16 protein-coding genes are annotated in these 15,165 nt (G+C 70.5%); 10 read left to right on the forward strand and 6 right to left on the reverse strand.

Annotated elements, in window-relative coordinates:
* Positions 1 to 172: 172 nt before the first annotated feature.
* Entirely contained in the window at positions 173 to 1,588 is a 1,416-nt protein-coding gene (locus AB0F81_RS13845; protein WP_360196038.1) for an FAD-dependent monooxygenase, read from the forward strand.
* Positions 1,589 to 1,775: 187 nt separating this feature from the next.
* Here the strand turns inward: AB0F81_RS13845 and AB0F81_RS13850 are convergent, their stop codons facing one another.
* Positions 1,776 to 2,150, reverse strand: a complete 375-nt coding sequence (locus AB0F81_RS13850) for a YciI family protein (RefSeq protein WP_360196041.1) — start codon at positions 2,148 to 2,150, stop codon at positions 1,776 to 1,778.
* Between the two features lie 95 nt (positions 2,151 to 2,245).
* Between AB0F81_RS13850 and AB0F81_RS13855 the strand changes: the two genes are divergently transcribed.
* Both AB0F81_RS13855 and AB0F81_RS13860 read left to right on the forward strand, forming a co-directional pair.
* Positions 2,246 to 3,232: a DUF5937 family protein gene (locus AB0F81_RS13855; RefSeq protein WP_360196044.1), complete on the forward strand. Its 987-nt coding sequence runs from the start codon at positions 2,246 to 2,248 to the stop codon at positions 3,230 to 3,232.
* Between the two features lie 103 nt (positions 3,233 to 3,335).
* The gene (locus AB0F81_RS13860; RefSeq protein ID WP_360196047.1) at positions 3,336 to 4,052 is read left to right on the forward strand and encodes an SIMPL domain-containing protein; all 717 of its coding nucleotides are present in this window, start codon (positions 3,336 to 3,338) and stop codon (positions 4,050 to 4,052) included.
* 4 nt (positions 4,053 to 4,056) lie between these two features.
* Here the strand turns inward: AB0F81_RS13860 and AB0F81_RS13865 are convergent, their stop codons facing one another.
* Complete coding sequence (locus AB0F81_RS13865) at positions 4,057 to 4,722, reverse strand: response regulator transcription factor (protein ID WP_360196050.1); 666 nt, start codon at positions 4,720 to 4,722, stop codon at positions 4,057 to 4,059.
* Positions 4,715 to 5,821: a histidine kinase gene (locus tag AB0F81_RS13870; RefSeq protein WP_360196052.1), complete on the reverse strand. Its 1,107-nt coding sequence runs from the start codon at positions 5,819 to 5,821 to the stop codon at positions 4,715 to 4,717. Before AB0F81_RS13870 ends, AB0F81_RS13865 begins: the two co-directional genes overlap by 8 nt.
* Positions 5,822 to 5,930: 109 nt before the next feature.
* Here AB0F81_RS13870 and AB0F81_RS13875 point away from each other — a divergent pair, with 109 nt between their 5' ends.
* Positions 5,931 to 6,347 (forward strand): hypothetical protein, encoded by a 417-nt coding sequence (locus AB0F81_RS13875; RefSeq protein ID WP_360196055.1) that lies wholly within the window; start codon positions 5,931 to 5,933, stop codon positions 6,345 to 6,347.
* On the opposite strand, the gene AB0F81_RS13880 is transcribed toward AB0F81_RS13875, so the two are convergent.
* Together AB0F81_RS13880 and AB0F81_RS13885 are read right to left on the reverse strand one after the other, a co-directional pair.
* Positions 6,348 to 7,334, reverse strand: coding sequence for a hypothetical protein (locus tag AB0F81_RS13880; protein WP_360196058.1), 987 nt, complete (start codon positions 7,332 to 7,334; stop codon positions 6,348 to 6,350).
* Between the two features lie 125 nt (positions 7,335 to 7,459).
* A complete protein-coding gene (locus tag AB0F81_RS13885; RefSeq protein WP_360196061.1) occupies positions 7,460 to 8,239 on the reverse strand; it encodes a hypothetical protein in 780 nt (259 codons plus the stop codon).
* Positions 8,240 to 8,889: 650 nt separating this feature from the next.
* Here AB0F81_RS13885 and AB0F81_RS13890 point away from each other — a divergent pair.
* The 3 genes from AB0F81_RS13890 to AB0F81_RS13900 all read left to right on the forward strand — a co-directional run bounded on the left by AB0F81_RS13890 (position 8,890) and on the right by AB0F81_RS13900 (position 12,011).
* Complete coding sequence (locus tag AB0F81_RS13890; protein WP_360196064.1) at positions 8,890 to 9,180, forward strand: hypothetical protein; 291 nt, start codon at positions 8,890 to 8,892, stop codon at positions 9,178 to 9,180.
* Between the two features lie 131 nt (positions 9,181 to 9,311).
* Positions 9,312 to 9,569, forward strand: a complete 258-nt coding sequence (locus tag AB0F81_RS13895) for a hypothetical protein (protein WP_360196067.1) — start codon at positions 9,312 to 9,314, stop codon at positions 9,567 to 9,569.
* Positions 9,570 to 9,587: 18 nt separating this feature from the next.
* On the forward strand, positions 9,588 to 12,011 hold the full coding sequence (locus AB0F81_RS13900) for a GDSL-type esterase/lipase family protein (protein ID WP_360196070.1): 2,424 nt from the start codon (positions 9,588 to 9,590) through the stop codon (positions 12,009 to 12,011).
* A gap of 160 nt (positions 12,012 to 12,171) precedes the next feature.
* Here AB0F81_RS13900 and AB0F81_RS13905 read toward each other — a convergent pair whose 3' ends face one another.
* Positions 12,172 to 12,570 carry a hypothetical protein gene (locus AB0F81_RS13905; protein WP_360196072.1) on the reverse strand — a complete coding sequence of 133 codons (399 nt, stop codon included), beginning with the start codon at positions 12,568 to 12,570 and terminating at the stop codon, positions 12,172 to 12,174.
* 91 nt (positions 12,571 to 12,661) lie between these two features.
* Between AB0F81_RS13905 and AB0F81_RS13910 the strand changes: the two genes are divergently transcribed.
* Genes AB0F81_RS13910 through AB0F81_RS13920 form a run of 3 tightly spaced genes read left to right on the forward strand, consistent with a single transcriptional unit; the run spans position 12,662 to position 15,074 of the window.
* Positions 12,662 to 13,489 carry a basic amino acid ABC transporter substrate-binding protein gene (locus tag AB0F81_RS13910; RefSeq protein ID WP_360196075.1) on the forward strand — a complete coding sequence of 276 codons (828 nt, stop codon included), beginning with the start codon at positions 12,662 to 12,664 and terminating at the stop codon, positions 13,487 to 13,489.
* 8 nt (positions 13,490 to 13,497) lie between these two features.
* Positions 13,498 to 14,292, forward strand: a complete 795-nt coding sequence (locus tag AB0F81_RS13915; protein WP_360196078.1) for an amino acid ABC transporter permease — start codon at positions 13,498 to 13,500, stop codon at positions 14,290 to 14,292.
* 5 nt (positions 14,293 to 14,297) lie between these two features.
* Positions 14,298 to 15,074 (forward strand): amino acid ABC transporter ATP-binding protein, encoded by a 777-nt coding sequence (locus AB0F81_RS13920; protein WP_360196080.1) that lies wholly within the window; start codon positions 14,298 to 14,300, stop codon positions 15,072 to 15,074.
* Positions 15,075 to 15,165 lie beyond the last annotated feature (91 nt).

The following is a 15,165-nucleotide window of genomic DNA, read 5'->3' on the forward strand; positions in this document are numbered from 1 at the left end:
AACTTCCGGGTGCGGCGGCCACCATGGAGGCTTGCCATAGCCCGAGCCGGCGCCATGCTCACGATTCGTCGTTCGAGCGCGCGGCCGCACTCATCTCGGGCGACAACAGCGATGTCCGCCAGTAGCTGCATGCCTTCCGCTGGCGACACCGCGACCGGGGGAGGAAAACGAAGTGAGTCACCGTCCAGCCGACGTGTTCGAACGGCTGAGCAGCACCCGGCCACCCGAGGCCGGGACCAGGCCGCTGCGGCGCGCGATCGTGCTCGGCGGCAGCGTCGCCGGGCTGCTCGCGGCCCGCGTGCTGGCCGACCACGCCGCCGAGGTCATCGTGGTCGAACGCGACGACGTGGGTAGGGACGCCGCGGGCGGGCGGCGTGGAGTTCCGCAGCAGTTCCAGGTGCACACCTTGCTGCCGGGCGGGCGCGCGCAGATCGAGCGCCTGTTCCCCGGGTTCACCGAGGAGGCGGTCAGCCTGGGCGCGGTGCTGTCGCTCGGGCACCAGGTCCAGGCATGGGCCGACGACGTGCGCGCGGTGCAGACCCCCAACGCGGTCCTGCTGAGCGAGAGCCGCACCTTCCTGGAGACGCTGCTGCGCCACCGCACCCTGGCGCTCGGCAACGTCCGCTCGGTCCGCGGCATCGCCACCGGCCTCGGCTATCGCGACGGCCAGGTCACCGCGGTCCGCATCGATGACCAGGAGATCCCGGCCGACTTCGTGGTCGACGCCATGGGCCGGGCGAGCCGGCTCTCCGACTGGCTGGACGCCGACGGCTGGGAACGGCCGGAACTCGAACGCATGCGCATCGACGTCAACTACGCGACCGCGTACTTCCGGCGGGCACACCAGGATCCGCCGATCGGCGCCGCGATCTCGCGCTTCTCACCGCACTACCGGAAGAAGACGCAGGCAGCGGTCACCGCCATCGAGGACATGCAGTGGATGCTCATGCTCACCACCTATGGCGAGGACCGGCTGCTGCCGGACCTGGGCGACTTCCTCGCCCGCTGCGAGGACCTGCCTCCGCTCTTCCAGGAGATCGCCCGGGAGGAACCGGCCGGCGACGTCCGGGTCTACCGGCAGACGGACGCTCGGCGCCGCCGCTTCGACCGGCTGACCCGGCTGCCGGGCAGGCTGGTCAGCGTCGGCGACGCGGTCGCATCGTTCAACCCGGTTTACGGCCAGGGCATGTCGTCGGCCGCGCTGCACGCCTCCTGCCTCGCCGAATACCTGTCGGCGACCTCCGATCCGGCGCAGCCGGCCACGCACTTCTTCCAACTGCAGAAGGTCGTGGTCGATGCGGCATGGGACCTCTCCACCTCCGGTGACGCGCAGCGGTTGGAGACCGCCAAACCCCCGGCATCCGTACGGGTGCAGCGCGCCCTGATCAACCAGGTGATCGCGGCGTCCACGGTGGACCTCACGATCGCGACGAAGTTCAACGACGTCGCGTTCATGCGCACCCACCCGAGCACTCTGGCCACGCCCGCGGTGCTGCTCAGGTCGGTTGTGGTCAACCTGCGTCACCGTCTCCGCGGCAGGCCGGCGCCCCAGCCCGCAGCGCCGGAGGCCGAGCTCCAGCGGGTCTGACCGGGCGGCCCGTCAGCCGAGACGCAGGATGGTCCAGGTCAGCGTCGTCAACGGCCGCAGCGCCACCTCGGGTCCCGTACCGATCAGAGGGGCGAAGGTAGCAGCGACCTCTGACAGTTCTGCCGGAACCGGAGATGGCCTGCCCGGCGGCGACGCCGGACAGGCCACCGTCCTCACCGGGACGGCGTCACTCGGGAGCTTCCTGCAGCGCGCGGACCTCGATGCGCGACCCGGTGGCGGCCGAGCACTGCTCAGCCCAGTGCAGGGCGGCTTCCTGATCCGGCGCGTTGATGATCCAGAAACCGCCGACGTACTCCTTCGCGTCCACGAACGGGCCGGGAACGCGCTTCGGCTCGCCGCCGGAGGCGTCGACGGTGATCGCGGTCGACGGTGGGTGCAGACCGCCGGCGTGGACGAGAGCGCCGGCCTCGTGCATCGCCGTGTTGACGCGGCCGACGGCGGCCATCATCGCCTCGAGTTCGGCCGGGTCCATCTCCTGCATCGACGCCATCGTCGGCTCCTCGGCCGTGTCGTGCGGGATGGTCAGGAAGTACTGCGCCATGGGACGGTTCCTGTTCTGTCGCGGTCGGATGGTCGAGCAGAGCGCCGGCGGCTCCACCTTCCGACGGCGAGCGCCGTGCCGACTAGGCTTTCGACGTGGATCGAAAGGTCGTGGAGTTCCGGCTGAATTCGACCGACCTCTCGGCGGTCCGGTTCGGGATCTCCCCGGGCCACGAGCTGATCCATGCGGTGCGCGTCGTGCTGCGCCCTCAGGTCGCGCCGCTGCACTGGGGCTGGTTCCGCACCCTGCGGGGCCGGCCGCTGGGCGAGGCGTTCCGCCTGCTGGCGGTGATCAGCGGGGTCGAGGGTTATCTGCCCGACTTCCTCACCTCCGCCCCGTCCGGCGACATGACGCCCGAGGAGGAGCTGGAGCGCCTGCGCCACGTGCCGGACGAGCAGGTGCGGCTCGACCTGGGAAAGATGGTGGCCCGGTCGAGCGGCACCCGGCAGCAGGAGATCAGGGAGCTGATCGCCGACCCGGACCGGGCGCGCAAGGTGATCGTCGCGGCCTGGGAAGAGGCGTGGGAGACGTTGCTGGCGCCGGTGTGGCCGCAGATGCTGCGCCTGCTGCGCGCCGACATCGCGGTGCGGGCCCGGCGCATCAGCGACGCCGGCCTGGCCGAGATGATCGCCACCCTGCACTCGATGGTGACCTGGCACGACGACGCGGTCCGGGTCCGGATGCGGCACTACGAGGCGACGGTCGACTGCGGCGGCACCGGGCTGGTGCTGGTCCCCACGGTGATGTCCACGCGCGACTGCGCCGTGCTGGACGAGCCGCCCACCCAGCCGACGATCTTCTACCCGGCCCACGGGATCTCCGAGACCTGGCACCGCCCCGTGTCGGACGTGCTAGAAGCGCTCTCCGCGCTGCTCGGCGCGGCCCGCGCCCGCCTCGTCCTGGAACTTCAGCAGCCGCTGTCGACCTCCGAGTGCGCCCAGCTCACCGGCCTGGCTGCCTCGACCGCGTCACACCACCTGACGGTGCTGCGCGACGCCGGCCTGGTGGAGAGCCGCCGCGCCGGCGCCCGGGTCCTGCACACCCGCACCCCGTTGGGCGAGGCCCTCGCCGGCGGGCACTGACCGCCTCGGCGAGTCCGGTCGTCACGCAGCGAACCCCTCGTCCTAACGGTCGGGATGTGCGGAATGCCGGATCAAGCCGGGCGCAGCGGCCTTAAATGAGGAAATGATCGGAACACGCATCGCGGTGCCCCTGTTCGTCGCCCTCGCCACGCTCGTGGGGCCCTCGGCCGCCTGGGCCGGCGTTGCCGTGGAGCCTCCGCCCGCTGCGCAAGCCCGGGAGAGCGTGCAGGTCACCGGGACCGGTGAGGTGTTCGGGGAGCCTGACGTGCTGGTCGCGAACTTCGCGGTGGAGACCAGCGCCGCGACCGTCGACGCGGCCCTGGACAGCGCCAACACGGCCGCTACCCGGATGCGCAACGCGCTGGCCCGTGCCGGGATGGCCCGGGCCGACGTCCAGACGTCGAACGTCGGCATCAACCCGAGGCGCAACGACAACGAGGAGATCACCGGCTACGTCGTGAATCAGGGGCTGACCGCGAAGATCCGCAACGTGCCGCGGGCCGGGGCGCTCATGTCCGCGGCCATCGCGGCGGGCGGTGACGCGGCGCGGCTGAACGGTGTCTCGTTCGCGATCGAGAACGACGCGGCCCTGCTCGCACAGGCGCGCAAGAAGGCGTTCGCTGACGCCCGCGGCAAGGCCGAACTGTACGCCCGCGAGGCGGGCCGCCCGCTCGGCCGGGTCGTCCGGGTGGTCGAGGAGACGCCCAGCTACGGGTGGGCGGGGGACAACTACAAGATGGCCGCGGCGGACGCGGCGGTGCCGATCGAGCCCGGACGGCAGGAGCTGACGGTTTCCGTCACCGTGGAATGGGCGCTGTGAGCCCTTACCCGCGCGGCAGGCCGCTGCGGTGGGCGATCGCGACCAGCTGGGCCCGGCTGGTGGCCTCCAGCTTGGTGAGGATCCGGCTGACGTACGTGCGGACCGTCTCCGGGCTCAGCGACAGCGCCGCCGCCACCGTGGCGTTGTCGTCCCCGCCCGCCAGCGCCCGCAGAACCTCCAGCTCGCGGGCGGTGAGCCGGGCCAGCCGGGGTTCGCGTGCCGTCCGCGGGCTCGCGGCCGCGTGACCCATCACCTGACGGGCCACCTCCGGGGAGAGCACCGCCTGCCCGGCCGCCGCGGACCGGACCGCCGCCCGCAGCGGGCCGGGCGCGGTGTCCTTGAGCAGATAGCCGTCGGCGCCGGCGCGCAGGGCGCCGAGCACCTCGTCGTCGGTGTCGAACGTGGTGAGCATCAGGACGGCCACACCGGGAACGCCGGCGCGGATCTGCCGGGTGGCCTCGATCCCGTCGATCCCCGGCATGCGGATGTCCATCAGGACGACGGCCGGTCGCAGGCGGCGGACCAGCGCGACCGCGGACGCGCCGTCGGAAGCCTCGCCGACGACGGTGATCGGCGGCAGCCCGGGTGCGTCGTCGCCGCTGAGCAGCGCGGCGATGCCGGCCCGGATCAGCGACTGGTCGTCGGCCAACACCACGCTGACCTCAGGCATCGGAGCTCCCGGCGAGCATCGCCGCTTCCAGCGGCACGATTGCTTCCACCCGCCATCCGTACGCCGTAGGCCCGGCCCCGAATCGACCGCCCATCCGGGTGACCCGTTCCCGCAGGCCGGTGAGTCCGGTCCCCTCCGCGTCCGCGGGCCCGCCGGTGGTGCCGTCGTCGGCCACCCGCACCAGCACCGTCCCGTCGTCGCGGCGGCGCACCTCCACCTCGACGGTCCGCCCGGCCGAGTGCCGCAGCGCGTTGGTGACCGACTCCCGGATCACCTGGAACGCGACGGCTGTCACCGCGGCGGCGTCCACCTCGGCGTGCACCCGGAAACCGGCCGCACGTGCCGCCTCCAGCAGGGTGCCGACGTCCTCCGGCCCGGGCCGCGCGGGCGTTGCCGTCCGCAGGTCCCGTACCGTGCCGCGCAACTGGGCCAGCGCCTCCGACACCGCCTCGGCCACATGTTCCAGGGCGGCGGCCGCGGCTTCCGGGCGGCGGGCGGCCTCCTGACGGGCGACGTTGGCGTGGATCGCGGCGACGGTCAGCCGGTGCCCGATCGAGTCGTGCAGTTCCCGGGAGAGTTCCCGGTTGTGCTCGTCGATCCGCCGGCCGGCCTCCAGTTCGATCTGCCGGCCGGTCAGCCGGGCGATGCGGCGCCGGGCCCGGACCAGTTCGCCGAGGGTGATCGCCGCCGCCATGAGCGCCACGTGACCGATGCCCTCGTAGAGCACGACGTACCGGAAGTCCTGGCCCTCGAAGAGCCGGAACCCCATCGAGACGGCGAGGACCCCGGCGGCCACCGCGACGCACAGCCGGCGGTGCCCCGCCTCGGCCGCCGCGTACAGGGCGGCGGCGACGGGGACGGCGACACCGATCGCGGGCAGACCGGCGGCGTAATAGGCGAACAGGCCCAGCACGGTGACGACCAGGACGATCGGCGCATACCGGCGGCGCCAGAACATCAGAGCGCCGAGGCCGGCGGCCCACACGTACGCCACCGCACCCGCCTGACCACCCTGGCCGGCCGAAACGATGACCGCCAGCACCGCCGCGACACCGGCCGCGACGGCCGTGTCGACCACTCTGTCCCGGGCCCGGCTCATCCCTCGATGCTAGAACCCCAGCTCAGGGCCGACGTACGCCGAAAAGCGACACCATCCGTCGCCGTCGGCGGAATTCCCGGGTGCCGGGGCGTGCCTACCGTCGGTGGGCATGACGATCTGGCGACTCGCCGTACCACTGGGCCTGCTGGCCGCGCCCCGAGCGATCTTCCACGACCTGGATCTGGTGCGGGAGGGGACACTCGTCAACGCGGCGCTGGTCTTCGTACCGTTGCTGATCTGGATCGTGGTGGCGGCGCGGCGCGCCGCCCGTCCGTTCCTGACGCTCCTGGCCGCCGGCGGGGTTTACGGGGCCTGCCTGGCGCTGGTGCACAACGTCTTCTGGAGCCGGGCGTTCGAGGGCGACCCGCCGGCGCTCGGCGGCAACCTGGCCGGCCGCCTCTCGCCCGGCGCCGAGGACCTCCTGTTCCGTGGGGCGATGTCGGTGACCAGCCTGTTCACCGGCCTGGCGGTCGGCGCGGTCTGCGGTGCGGTGGCCTGGGGCGTCACCCGCCTGCTGCGCAGGTGATCAGCGGGCGCGGGCGAGGAGGGACCGCATCCGGTACCACCGCATCACCACGGTCGCGCTCGGGAACACATATTCCCAGGGGAACTCGGTGCCGAGCCCGCCGAGCCGGCGGAACAGCGTCTTGGCCGAGCGCATGTCGCCGAGCAGGCAGTACGCCACGGCGAAGGTGTTCGTCGCTTCCAGCCAGCCGTAGGTGCGCCGGAACTCCGGATGCCAGACCGACTGGTGGGCGGCCTGTTCGATCTCGGTGCGGACCGGTTCGGAGCGAAGGTAGGCGTTGGCCGTACCGATGCGGATGCCCCGAATGTCCATCCAGCGCTCCAGGTGCGCCTGGACGATCAGCATCGCGTGCGGCGCGCCCGGCGGCGCGGCCCGCGCCGCGTCGCGGGAGAACGCGTGCAGCGCCTCCCAGGTGCCGCCCCACTTCGGCGCGAGCTGCTGCAACAGCTGGGTCTGACCGGGCAGATGGTGCGGGTCGATCTTCGCCAGCCGGTCGTAGCGGCGCAGCGCCTCGGCCTGCCCCATCTGCAGGCCGCGCGCCGCGGTCAGCCGCGCCACCCAGATCGCCGGATCATCGGGTGCGGCGGCCGCCGCCGGGGTGAGCACCTGCTCGGCCATGCGGAGGATCTCGTGGAAGCTCGCGAAGCGTTCCCGGCTGACCGCGCTGGCACCGTAGCTGGTGCGCACTGCCCACGCCCGGTCGATCAGGTGCTGGCCGAGCAGCGCGCCGGCGGCCCCGTCGGCCGGGTTCGACCACAGCACGGCACGCAGGAACGCCGCGGTCTCATGCTCGACGTACGGCCCGGGCTCCGCCTTGCGCCCACCCTCGACGTCGGCGGCGACGCTGGTCAGAAAGGTCCGCTCGGCGGACGGCGCGGCGTCGAGCACCGCCCGGCAGGCCGGCCAGTCCCGGGCGGCCAGCGCCTGCCGCAGGGTGGCGACGTTCGGGTACGGCACGGCGGGATCCAGCACGGGATAACGCATCATGGCGGCAGATCATAGATTGCGGTCAGCCGCCAGTGCGCCGCAGTTCCACCCGGCCGTCGCAGGTGCCGACATCTCCGGCCGACGCGCTGATCGGCGTCGGGCCGAAGATGCCGGCTGTCCCTTCGCTATAGCTGTAGCCAGCCCCAACGTTTCAGGGACGGAACATATACCTTCGTGTAACCCCTTCTCTTCTCGCCGGTCGAGTGAACCAGCCATCCTTTCATGACATTCCCGATGACGAATTCGTTCGGTCGGTCACGCAATGTGGCGTTGTGCGTCATCTTGTGCCGTGCAGTCGGTGTCGTTGCCCCGTTCGGCCGCCAATCGACCTTGTTCCAGTATTGAGTCTTTTCGTTCTGGCTGCGCCCGTACAGTCGATAGGATTTGTAGCCGGCCTGCTTCGCCACTTTCGGCATCGGCTGGCCCGCCGGAACTGGGGGTGTCTCGTGCCGGACCCATCCCTTCTTACCGCTTCCCAGCTTTTCGTATCGCCAGTAGTGACCGCGCTGTCCGGTCGTCACCCCGATGCAGTCGCTGTTCGTGACGATCCCCCAGTGCGGGAATTTAGCCATGCTCGGATCGGAGATCATCGCGGCGTTTGCCGTGATGTTGTACCGCCAAGCGATCCTGGCGCCCGGGCCGATCGTCCAGGTCTTCCGTCCGCCCCCGGGGTTGTGAGGATAATTTCGCTGGACTTGGCAGGGCTTCACCACGGTGTACCGCACGATGAGGATTCTCGTGTGACCGCAGATCTTCCCCAGTTTCGGATTCTTGCGGCAGGGGGCCGGGACGGCGCTGGCTTCAACTGCGGCCGATGTCGATGACGGTCCGACGGCCATCGTGAGGCCGACCGAGGCCACCATCAGCATCGCAATCTTGGCGATGGGGATCTTGCGTCGATGCAACTTCTCTCCTCGCTTTACTGTTCGGCCCGTCGCACTCGGTCGGGACGGGCTATGAACACAATGAAAGGGTGACCCAATACGGGCGGGAAGGGCGCCCAATCCGGGCGCCCGGTCGAGTCACCCGATCGGGTTGCGGCGCGGTGGAGTGCCCACATCCGATGGTCTATAAAGGGGCCATGAGGTCACATCGTTCCGGTCCTAAGATCTATGATCCCAAGCCGGGACCCGAAGCTGTCTTGCGTCTCGACAAATACGTCCGTCTCCTGCTCGAGCGCAGCGGGCTCGGTTGGGCGGACGTCGCTCGTTTTCTGGGTCTTGAGGGAGGGGCTCGGAGGAAGGTGTCCCACGCATTCGAGGGCGGGGCGCGAATTCCGGACTGGACATATGTCGAAGCGGTTGTCCGCTGCTGCGTGGACGGACCCGAGGCGGAGGTTCACCTATCTCGCTGCCGGGTCCTGCATGAGGCGGCGCAGTCCGGGAAGCGTGGTCCAGTGGTGCAACCCGGCGCGGTGACCGTTGAGTTGGCCGACGGGAGTCAAATGCCGTCGCCCATGCCGAGGGTGAATGCAGACACCGTCTCGGAGCCTTGGCCTGGAAAATTTGCTGGACTGCGAGTGCCGCCGAGGCCGCGACGCCAAGGTGTCGCAACGGTGGTCGCTCTGACAGGGTTGGCCGTCGTCGCGGGCTATGTCAGTCCAAATCCCGGACCTGCGGAATTCGGCTTTCCCGGAGCGATCTCGTGTAGCCAGGGAACGGTCGCAGCTCGTGACCTGTGGCTACGCGATGAATTCGGCGCGCCGCTCAGCGAAATCATGCATGGGCAACAGGTGACAATCGACAGTCGGCCGAATCCTCATGGCTTGGCTTATCGGTTCGTCTCCGCAGACGACGGGCGCACCGGATGGGTGGATGTTCATTGGATCAGACCTCACTGCGATTGATCGTGAGGCGGCGCTTCACCCTGGGACGCGGGTGGGTCGGGGGCGGGTCTGATGGGCGAGGTGGTGGCGACGGTGCGATGAGCCGGCCTGCGGTGTGATGAGTCCGGGTGGCAGGCCGGTTCTACCCCGGTATGACTCGAATCATCGCTGAGATCTCGGTCTCCCTGGACGGCTTCGTCACCGGCCCTCACCCGGATCTCGACAACGGGCTGGGTATCGGCGGCGAAGCCCTGCACGCGTGGGCATTCTCGACCGACCCGGAGGATCGCCGCGCCCTGCGCGAGGCGACCGCCCGGTCGGGTGCCGTCATCCTGGCCGCCGGCGCAGATCTGCGACGTCGCGATGGACTCCGGGATGGCGCGGCACTAGCATCAACGACTGTCGATTGACCCCACGGGGGGTAAGGCATGAGACGCTCGCTGATCGCGGCCGGGACCGCCGTCGCCGCCGTACTGATGACGATGGTGGCCGGGCCGGCGCCGGCCGCCGCGGCGCCGGCCGCGAAGGTCATGATCGTGGGTGACTCGATCAGCCACGGCAGCTCCGGTGACTGGACCTGGCGCTACCGGCTCTGGAAGCACCTGCAGCCGCGCGTCACCGGCCTGGACTTCGTCGGGCCGCGCAACGACCTGTTCGACAACGTGGCGGGGACGTCCGGCAGCCAGGCGTACGCCGACGGCTCCTTCGACCGGGACCACAACGCGCTGTGGGGCAACACCCTGTCCGCCGCGGGGGACACCATCCAGGGCCGCACGGCCGCCGGCACCCCCGACGTCATGCTGGTGCTGCTCGGCATCAACGACCTGACCTTCCTCACCTCGCCGGAGGGCACCGAGGCGAGCCTGCGCCGGTTCATCGACCGGGCCCGGGACGGCAAGCCGGACGTCAAGTTCGTCTTCGGCCGGGTGCTGCCGAAACGGCTGCCGCCGTCGGACACCACGTTCGCCGGGAAGCTGGCCGACTACAACAACCGGCTGGTCCGGACCGCGGCCGAGCTGTCCAAACCCGAGTCGCCGATCGTCGTGGCGAACACCGACGCGGGGTTCGACCCGGCGGCGGACACGTGGGACGGGGTGCACGCCAACCCGGCCGGCGAACTGAAGATCGCCGCGGCGTTCGCGGATCGGCTCGCCTCGGCGTACGCCATCGGTGCGGCCTATCCCCGGCCGCTGCCGGCGGTGGCGCTCGGGCCGCGCACCGCGCCGACGTTGTCGGCGGCGCCCGGCAACGGGCAGGCCGTGCTGAGCTGGACCGCCTCGCCGGGCGCGACCGGCTACTACGTCTGGACGCGCAACGTCACCGCCGGCGAGGCGCTGCACCGGCTGCCCTGGCCGGTCCCGGCCAGCCCGTGGACGGCGGCGCTGCTGACCAACGGCGCGACGTACGAATTCCAGCTGCAGACCACCAAGGGTGACAACACCGGCGTGTTCTCCAACAAGGTGACCGTCACGCCGACCGTGCCGCCACCGGCCGCCCCGAGCGGCTTCACCGTGACGCCCGGCAACGGTGAGGCGACCCTGTCCTGGACCGCGCCCGCCACCGCGACCGGGGCATACATCTGGACGCGCAACGTGACCGCCGGGGAGACGCTGCACCGGCTGCCGTGGCCGGTCCAGTCACCGTGGACGGCGGCGCTGCTGACCAACGGCGCGACGTACGAGTTCGCGGTCCAGTCGGTCAGCGGCCTGGTGGAGGGCAGCCGCACCACGGTGCGCGCCGTGACCCCGACCGGGCCGGCGCCACTGGCACCCACCGACCTGACCGCGACCTCGGGCAACGGCAGCGCCACCCTGCGGTGGACCGCGAAACCGAACGCCACCGGCGCGTACGTGTGGCTGCGCAACATCACCGCCGGCGAGACCCTGCACAAGCTGCCGTACCCGGTGCAGTCGCCGTGGACGGCGGCCGGGCTGGTCAACGGCGCCCAGTACGAGTTCAAGGTGCAGTCCGTCAACGGCCTGATCACCGGCGGTGTCTCGGCGGGCGCGCCGGTCACCCCGCGCGGCCCGCTGCCCCGGCCACCGACCGACCTGATCGCCACGGCCAGCCCGGCGCAGATCCAGCTGCGCTGGTCGGCGAGTGCCAACGCGACCGGATACTACGTCTGGGTGATCGACGAGCAGGCCGGGTGGTGGAAGCGGCTGCCGTACCCGGTGAGCGGCACCAGCCTCACCTACGCGCCGGCGATCAACGGCCACCGCTACTTCTTCATCCTGCAACCGGTCAACGGGCTGCAGGAGGCGGACTGCGTACCGTTGACCATCGACCATGCCGAGGGCTGCTCGAACCAGGCCTGGGCCCGGCCCGAGGCGCCATGGAGAGAGCTGACCATCACCGGCACCAAGGCGCAGGAGCAGTCGACCTACTGCGGGCCGACGGCGATGCAGGCGGTGCTGCGCTACTTCGGGGTGTCGGTCGAGCAGGACTTCATCGCCGACGTCACCGGCACCGACGCGATCGGCACCCGGCCGTGGCTGATGGGCAACGCGATGAACCGGTACGCGCCCTCCCATCCGTACGACAGCACCACCAACCTCGACAACGGCCGCGTCCTCACCGGCGTGGTCGGGTCGATCGATCAGGGGCTGGGCCCGATCGTGCTGCTGGTCAGCTCGGACGAGCTTCCGTGGGGCGGCGGCAGCTTCCTGCAGGCGCACTACCTGGTCGTGCTCGGCTACAAGTACGACGACCTGAACGGGATGGGCCCGCAGTACCGGGTGCTGGATCCGCAGACCAACACGCGGCACGTGATCCGGGCCAGCCAGTGGGAGTCGATGTCCTACCTGGAGGGCCTGCTGACCTACGTCGTCGCGCCGAGCCCGGTCTTCTGAAATCCTGACCGCCGGAGATGGTGACGGCCGCGCGTTCGGATCAGCACATTCAGCCGGGCCGACCACCCGCCGGGCCACGTCCTGGTTCGACGGCCAGGCGTGCATCGCCGGCAAGTGCGCCCCGGTCGGCCAGGCTCGAAGCTCGTCACCGCGTTTACGTTTAGTCAATTGTTCGACGCTCACCGGCGAGCGCGGCGAAGGCGGCCAGCAGCCCGCCGGTGAGCACATTCACCGAAATAACGAATCCGCGCTCCCACCCGGCCGGCGCCAGAGCGATCCCGACCGCCGCGGTCGCCACCGCGGCCACCGCCATGCCGATCCGGGCGGCGCGCTGGTATGCCGCCGATCGGTGGCGCAGCACCGCCCACAGGATGACCAGCGCGCCCACGGTGCCCGCCGCCCCGGCGATGAGCATCGGCACACCGAGCGCCCGGGCGCCCACCCCAAGCGCGCCGAGGCCGCGCCAGGCCAGCAGGCCGAAGATCACCGCCGCCAGTCCGTGCAGGACGACGCCGCGGCGCAACCGGCGCCGGCCGGCGCCGGCGGATGTGTCCCGCATGGCGGACCTCCGTATCCGCGAGATATTTAATCTAGTGGATTAGCCTGACATGGCCGCGCTACGGGCGTGGGCCGGACTCGGGGAGGGTCACATGAAGATGCTGGGGCATGCTCGTCAGACGGCCGCGCTGGCGGCCGCCGCGATGCTGGTGATCGGCGGCGCGGCGGGCTGCGCCAAGGAGGACACCGGCGGCACCACGAAGAGCGGCGTGACGCTGATCAAGGCCGGCGCGCTGACCACCTGCACCCACCTTCCGTACGCGCCGTTCCAGTCGAAGGACCAGTCCGGCAAGGTCGTCGGCTTCGACGTCGCGCTGATCGACCTGGTGGCCGCGAAGATCGGCGTGAAGCAGGAGATCGTGGACACGCCGTTCGAGGGCATCAAGTCCGGCGCCGACCTCAACTCCGGCAAGTGCGACGTGGCCGCGGCCGGTATGACCATCACCGACGAGCGCAAGAAGGTGCTGGACTTCTCCGACCCGTACTTCGACGCCACCCAGGCGCTCGCCGTGCAGACCGGCAAGGAGGTCAAGACCCTCGACGAGCTCGTCGGCAAGCGCCTCGGCGTGCAGGGCGGCACCACCGGCGAGGAGTACATCAACGCCCAGGTCAAGGAGAAGAGCCTGAAGATCGAGGTGGTCTCCTACCGCGACCTGGCCGCGCTGCAGCAGGCGCTGGCCACCAACCAGATCGAGGCGGCCGTCAACGACCTGCCGGTCTGGAACGAGTACATCAAGGCCAACCCCGGCAAGGTCGTCGTCGCGACCGGCTTCGACACCGGCGAGCAGTACGGTTTCGCCGTCAAGAAGGGCAACGCGGAGCTGCTCAAGGTCGTCAACGAGGCGATCGCCGCGGCGCGCGCCGACGGTACGTACGACAAGATCTATGCCGAGTGGATCGGTGAGAAGCCGGCCGCCTGAACCCTGAGATGAAACTGACTCCTCGCCGGCGGCGGCGGATCATCCGCGTCGCCGGCTATGTCGTGTTCGTGCTGGCGATCCTGGCCGTGGTGTTCGCCGCCGACTGGGGCAGCCTGTCCGAGGCGTTCTTCCGGCTCGACATCGCCCGCAGCATGTTCCCCGAGGCGATCACCGTCGCCCTGCGCAACACCATCATCTACACCCTGCTGGCGTTCGCGTTCGGCCTGACCCTCGGGCTCGTCCTCGCCCTGATGCGGCTGTCGTCGATCCTGCCGTACCGGTGGTTCGCCACCGCTTACATCGAGCTGTTCCGTGGCCTGCCCGCGCTGCTCGTGCTCTTCATGGTCGGCTACGGCGTGCCGCTGGCCTTCCCGGACCGGGAGATCCCCGGCGGCGTCTACGGCTCGGTCACCGTCGGCCTCGGCCTCACCGCCGCGGCCTACATGGCGGAGACCATCCGGGCCGGCATCCAGGCCGTCCCCAAGGGCCAGTTCGAGGCCGCCCGTACGCTCGGCATGTCGCACAGCCGCGCGATGGTCTCCATCGTGCTGCCGCAGGCGTTCCGCATCGTCATCCCGCCGCTGACCAACGAGATCATCCTGCTCACCAAGGACACCTCGCTGGTCTACGTCCTCGGTGTCACCGCGTCGACGATCGAGCTGACCAAGTTCGCCGGCGACACCCTCAACACGCGGGTCAACCCGACCCCGCTGGTGGTGGCCGGGCTGCTCTACCTGGTGATCACCCTGCCGCTGTCCCAGGTCGTCCGCGCCCTGGAGCGCCGCGCCGGGAAGGAGAAGTGACCGGCATGTCCACCATCGAGATCGACGACCTGCACAAGTCCTTCGGCAAGCTGGAGGTGCTGCGCGGCATCGACCTGTCCGTGGAGCCCGGCGAGGTCGTCTGCGTGATCGGCCCGTCCGGCTCCGGCAAGTCCACGCTGCTGCGCTGCGTCAACCTGCTCGAGGAGCCCACCTCCGGCTCGATCAAGGTGGCCGGCGTCGAGGTCACCGACCCGGACTGCGACATCGACGCGGTCCGCCGCGGGATCGGCATGGTGTTCCAGCAGTTCAACCTGTTCGGCCATCTCACCGTCCGGGAGAACGTCACCATCGCGCAGCGCCGCGTACTGAAACGCAGCCGTGCCGAGGCCAACCGGATCGCGGCGGACAACCTGGACCGCGTCGGCCTGGCCGACAAGGCCGACGCCTATCCCGCGCAACTGTCCGGCGGGCAGCAGCAGCGCGCCGCCATCGCGCGCTCGCTGGCGATGGACCCGCAGCTGATGCTCTTCGACGAGCCGACCAGCGCCCTCGACCCCGAACTGGTCGGTGAGGTCCTCGCGGTCATGCGCGGCCTGGCCGCCGACGGCATGACCATGCTCGTGGTCACCCACGAGATGGCCTTCGCCCGGGAGGTCGCCACCCGGGTCGTCTTCATGGACGCCGGTGTGATCGTCGAGCAGGGCCCGCCCGCGGAGCTGTTCGGCAGCCCCCGCGAGGAGCGCACCCGCGAGTTCCTGCACCGGGTGCTGGAGCCGGCCCGGGTCAGCGAGACCGAGATCGGCGCCCACCTGGCCGACTAGTACTGCTACGGCGGTTCGTAGCTTCCGAGCGTGCTGAGTCGTTTGCGGTAGTGGGAGTCACGGGATCGTTGAAGGCAGCGGCGGCGGAAGG

Origin of the sequence: Actinoplanes sp. NPDC024001 (assembly GCF_040638955.1) — a bacterium.
GTDB lineage: Bacteria > Actinomycetota > Actinomycetes > Mycobacteriales > Micromonosporaceae > Actinoplanes.

What these genes read in the sequence shown, in the direction of transcription:
- AB0F81_RS13850 (WP_360196041.1), bottom strand. Translation starts at nt 2,150, where the DNA reads ATGGCGCAGTACTTCCTGACCATCCCGCACGACACGGCCGAGGAGCCG.
- AB0F81_RS13860 (WP_360196047.1), top strand. Translation starts at nt 3,336, where the DNA reads ATGATCGGAACACGCATCGCGGTGCCCCTGTTCGTCGCCCTCGCCACG.
- AB0F81_RS13865 (WP_360196050.1), bottom strand. Translation starts at nt 4,722, where the DNA reads ATGCCTGAGGTCAGCGTGGTGTTGGCCGACGACCAGTCGCTGATCCGG.
- AB0F81_RS13870 (WP_360196052.1), bottom strand. Translation starts at nt 5,821, where the DNA reads ATGAGCCGGGCCCGGGACAGAGTGGTCGACACGGCCGTCGCGGCCGGT.
- AB0F81_RS13875 (WP_360196055.1), top strand. Translation starts at nt 5,931, where the DNA reads ATGACGATCTGGCGACTCGCCGTACCACTGGGCCTGCTGGCCGCGCCC.
- AB0F81_RS13880 (WP_360196058.1), bottom strand. Translation starts at nt 7,334, where the DNA reads ATGATGCGTTATCCCGTGCTGGATCCCGCCGTGCCGTACCCGAACGTC.
- AB0F81_RS13895 (WP_360196067.1), top strand. Translation starts at nt 9,312, where the DNA reads ATGACTCGAATCATCGCTGAGATCTCGGTCTCCCTGGACGGCTTCGTC.
- AB0F81_RS13900 (WP_360196070.1), top strand. Translation starts at nt 9,588, where the DNA reads ATGAGACGCTCGCTGATCGCGGCCGGGACCGCCGTCGCCGCCGTACTG.
- AB0F81_RS13905 (WP_360196072.1), bottom strand. Translation starts at nt 12,570, where the DNA reads ATGCGGGACACATCCGCCGGCGCCGGCCGGCGCCGGTTGCGCCGCGGC.
- AB0F81_RS13910 (WP_360196075.1), top strand. Translation starts at nt 12,662, where the DNA reads ATGAAGATGCTGGGGCATGCTCGTCAGACGGCCGCGCTGGCGGCCGCC.
- AB0F81_RS13915 (WP_360196078.1), top strand. Translation starts at nt 13,498, where the DNA reads ATGAAACTGACTCCTCGCCGGCGGCGGCGGATCATCCGCGTCGCCGGC.
- AB0F81_RS13920 (WP_360196080.1), top strand. Translation starts at nt 14,298, where the DNA reads ATGTCCACCATCGAGATCGACGACCTGCACAAGTCCTTCGGCAAGCTG.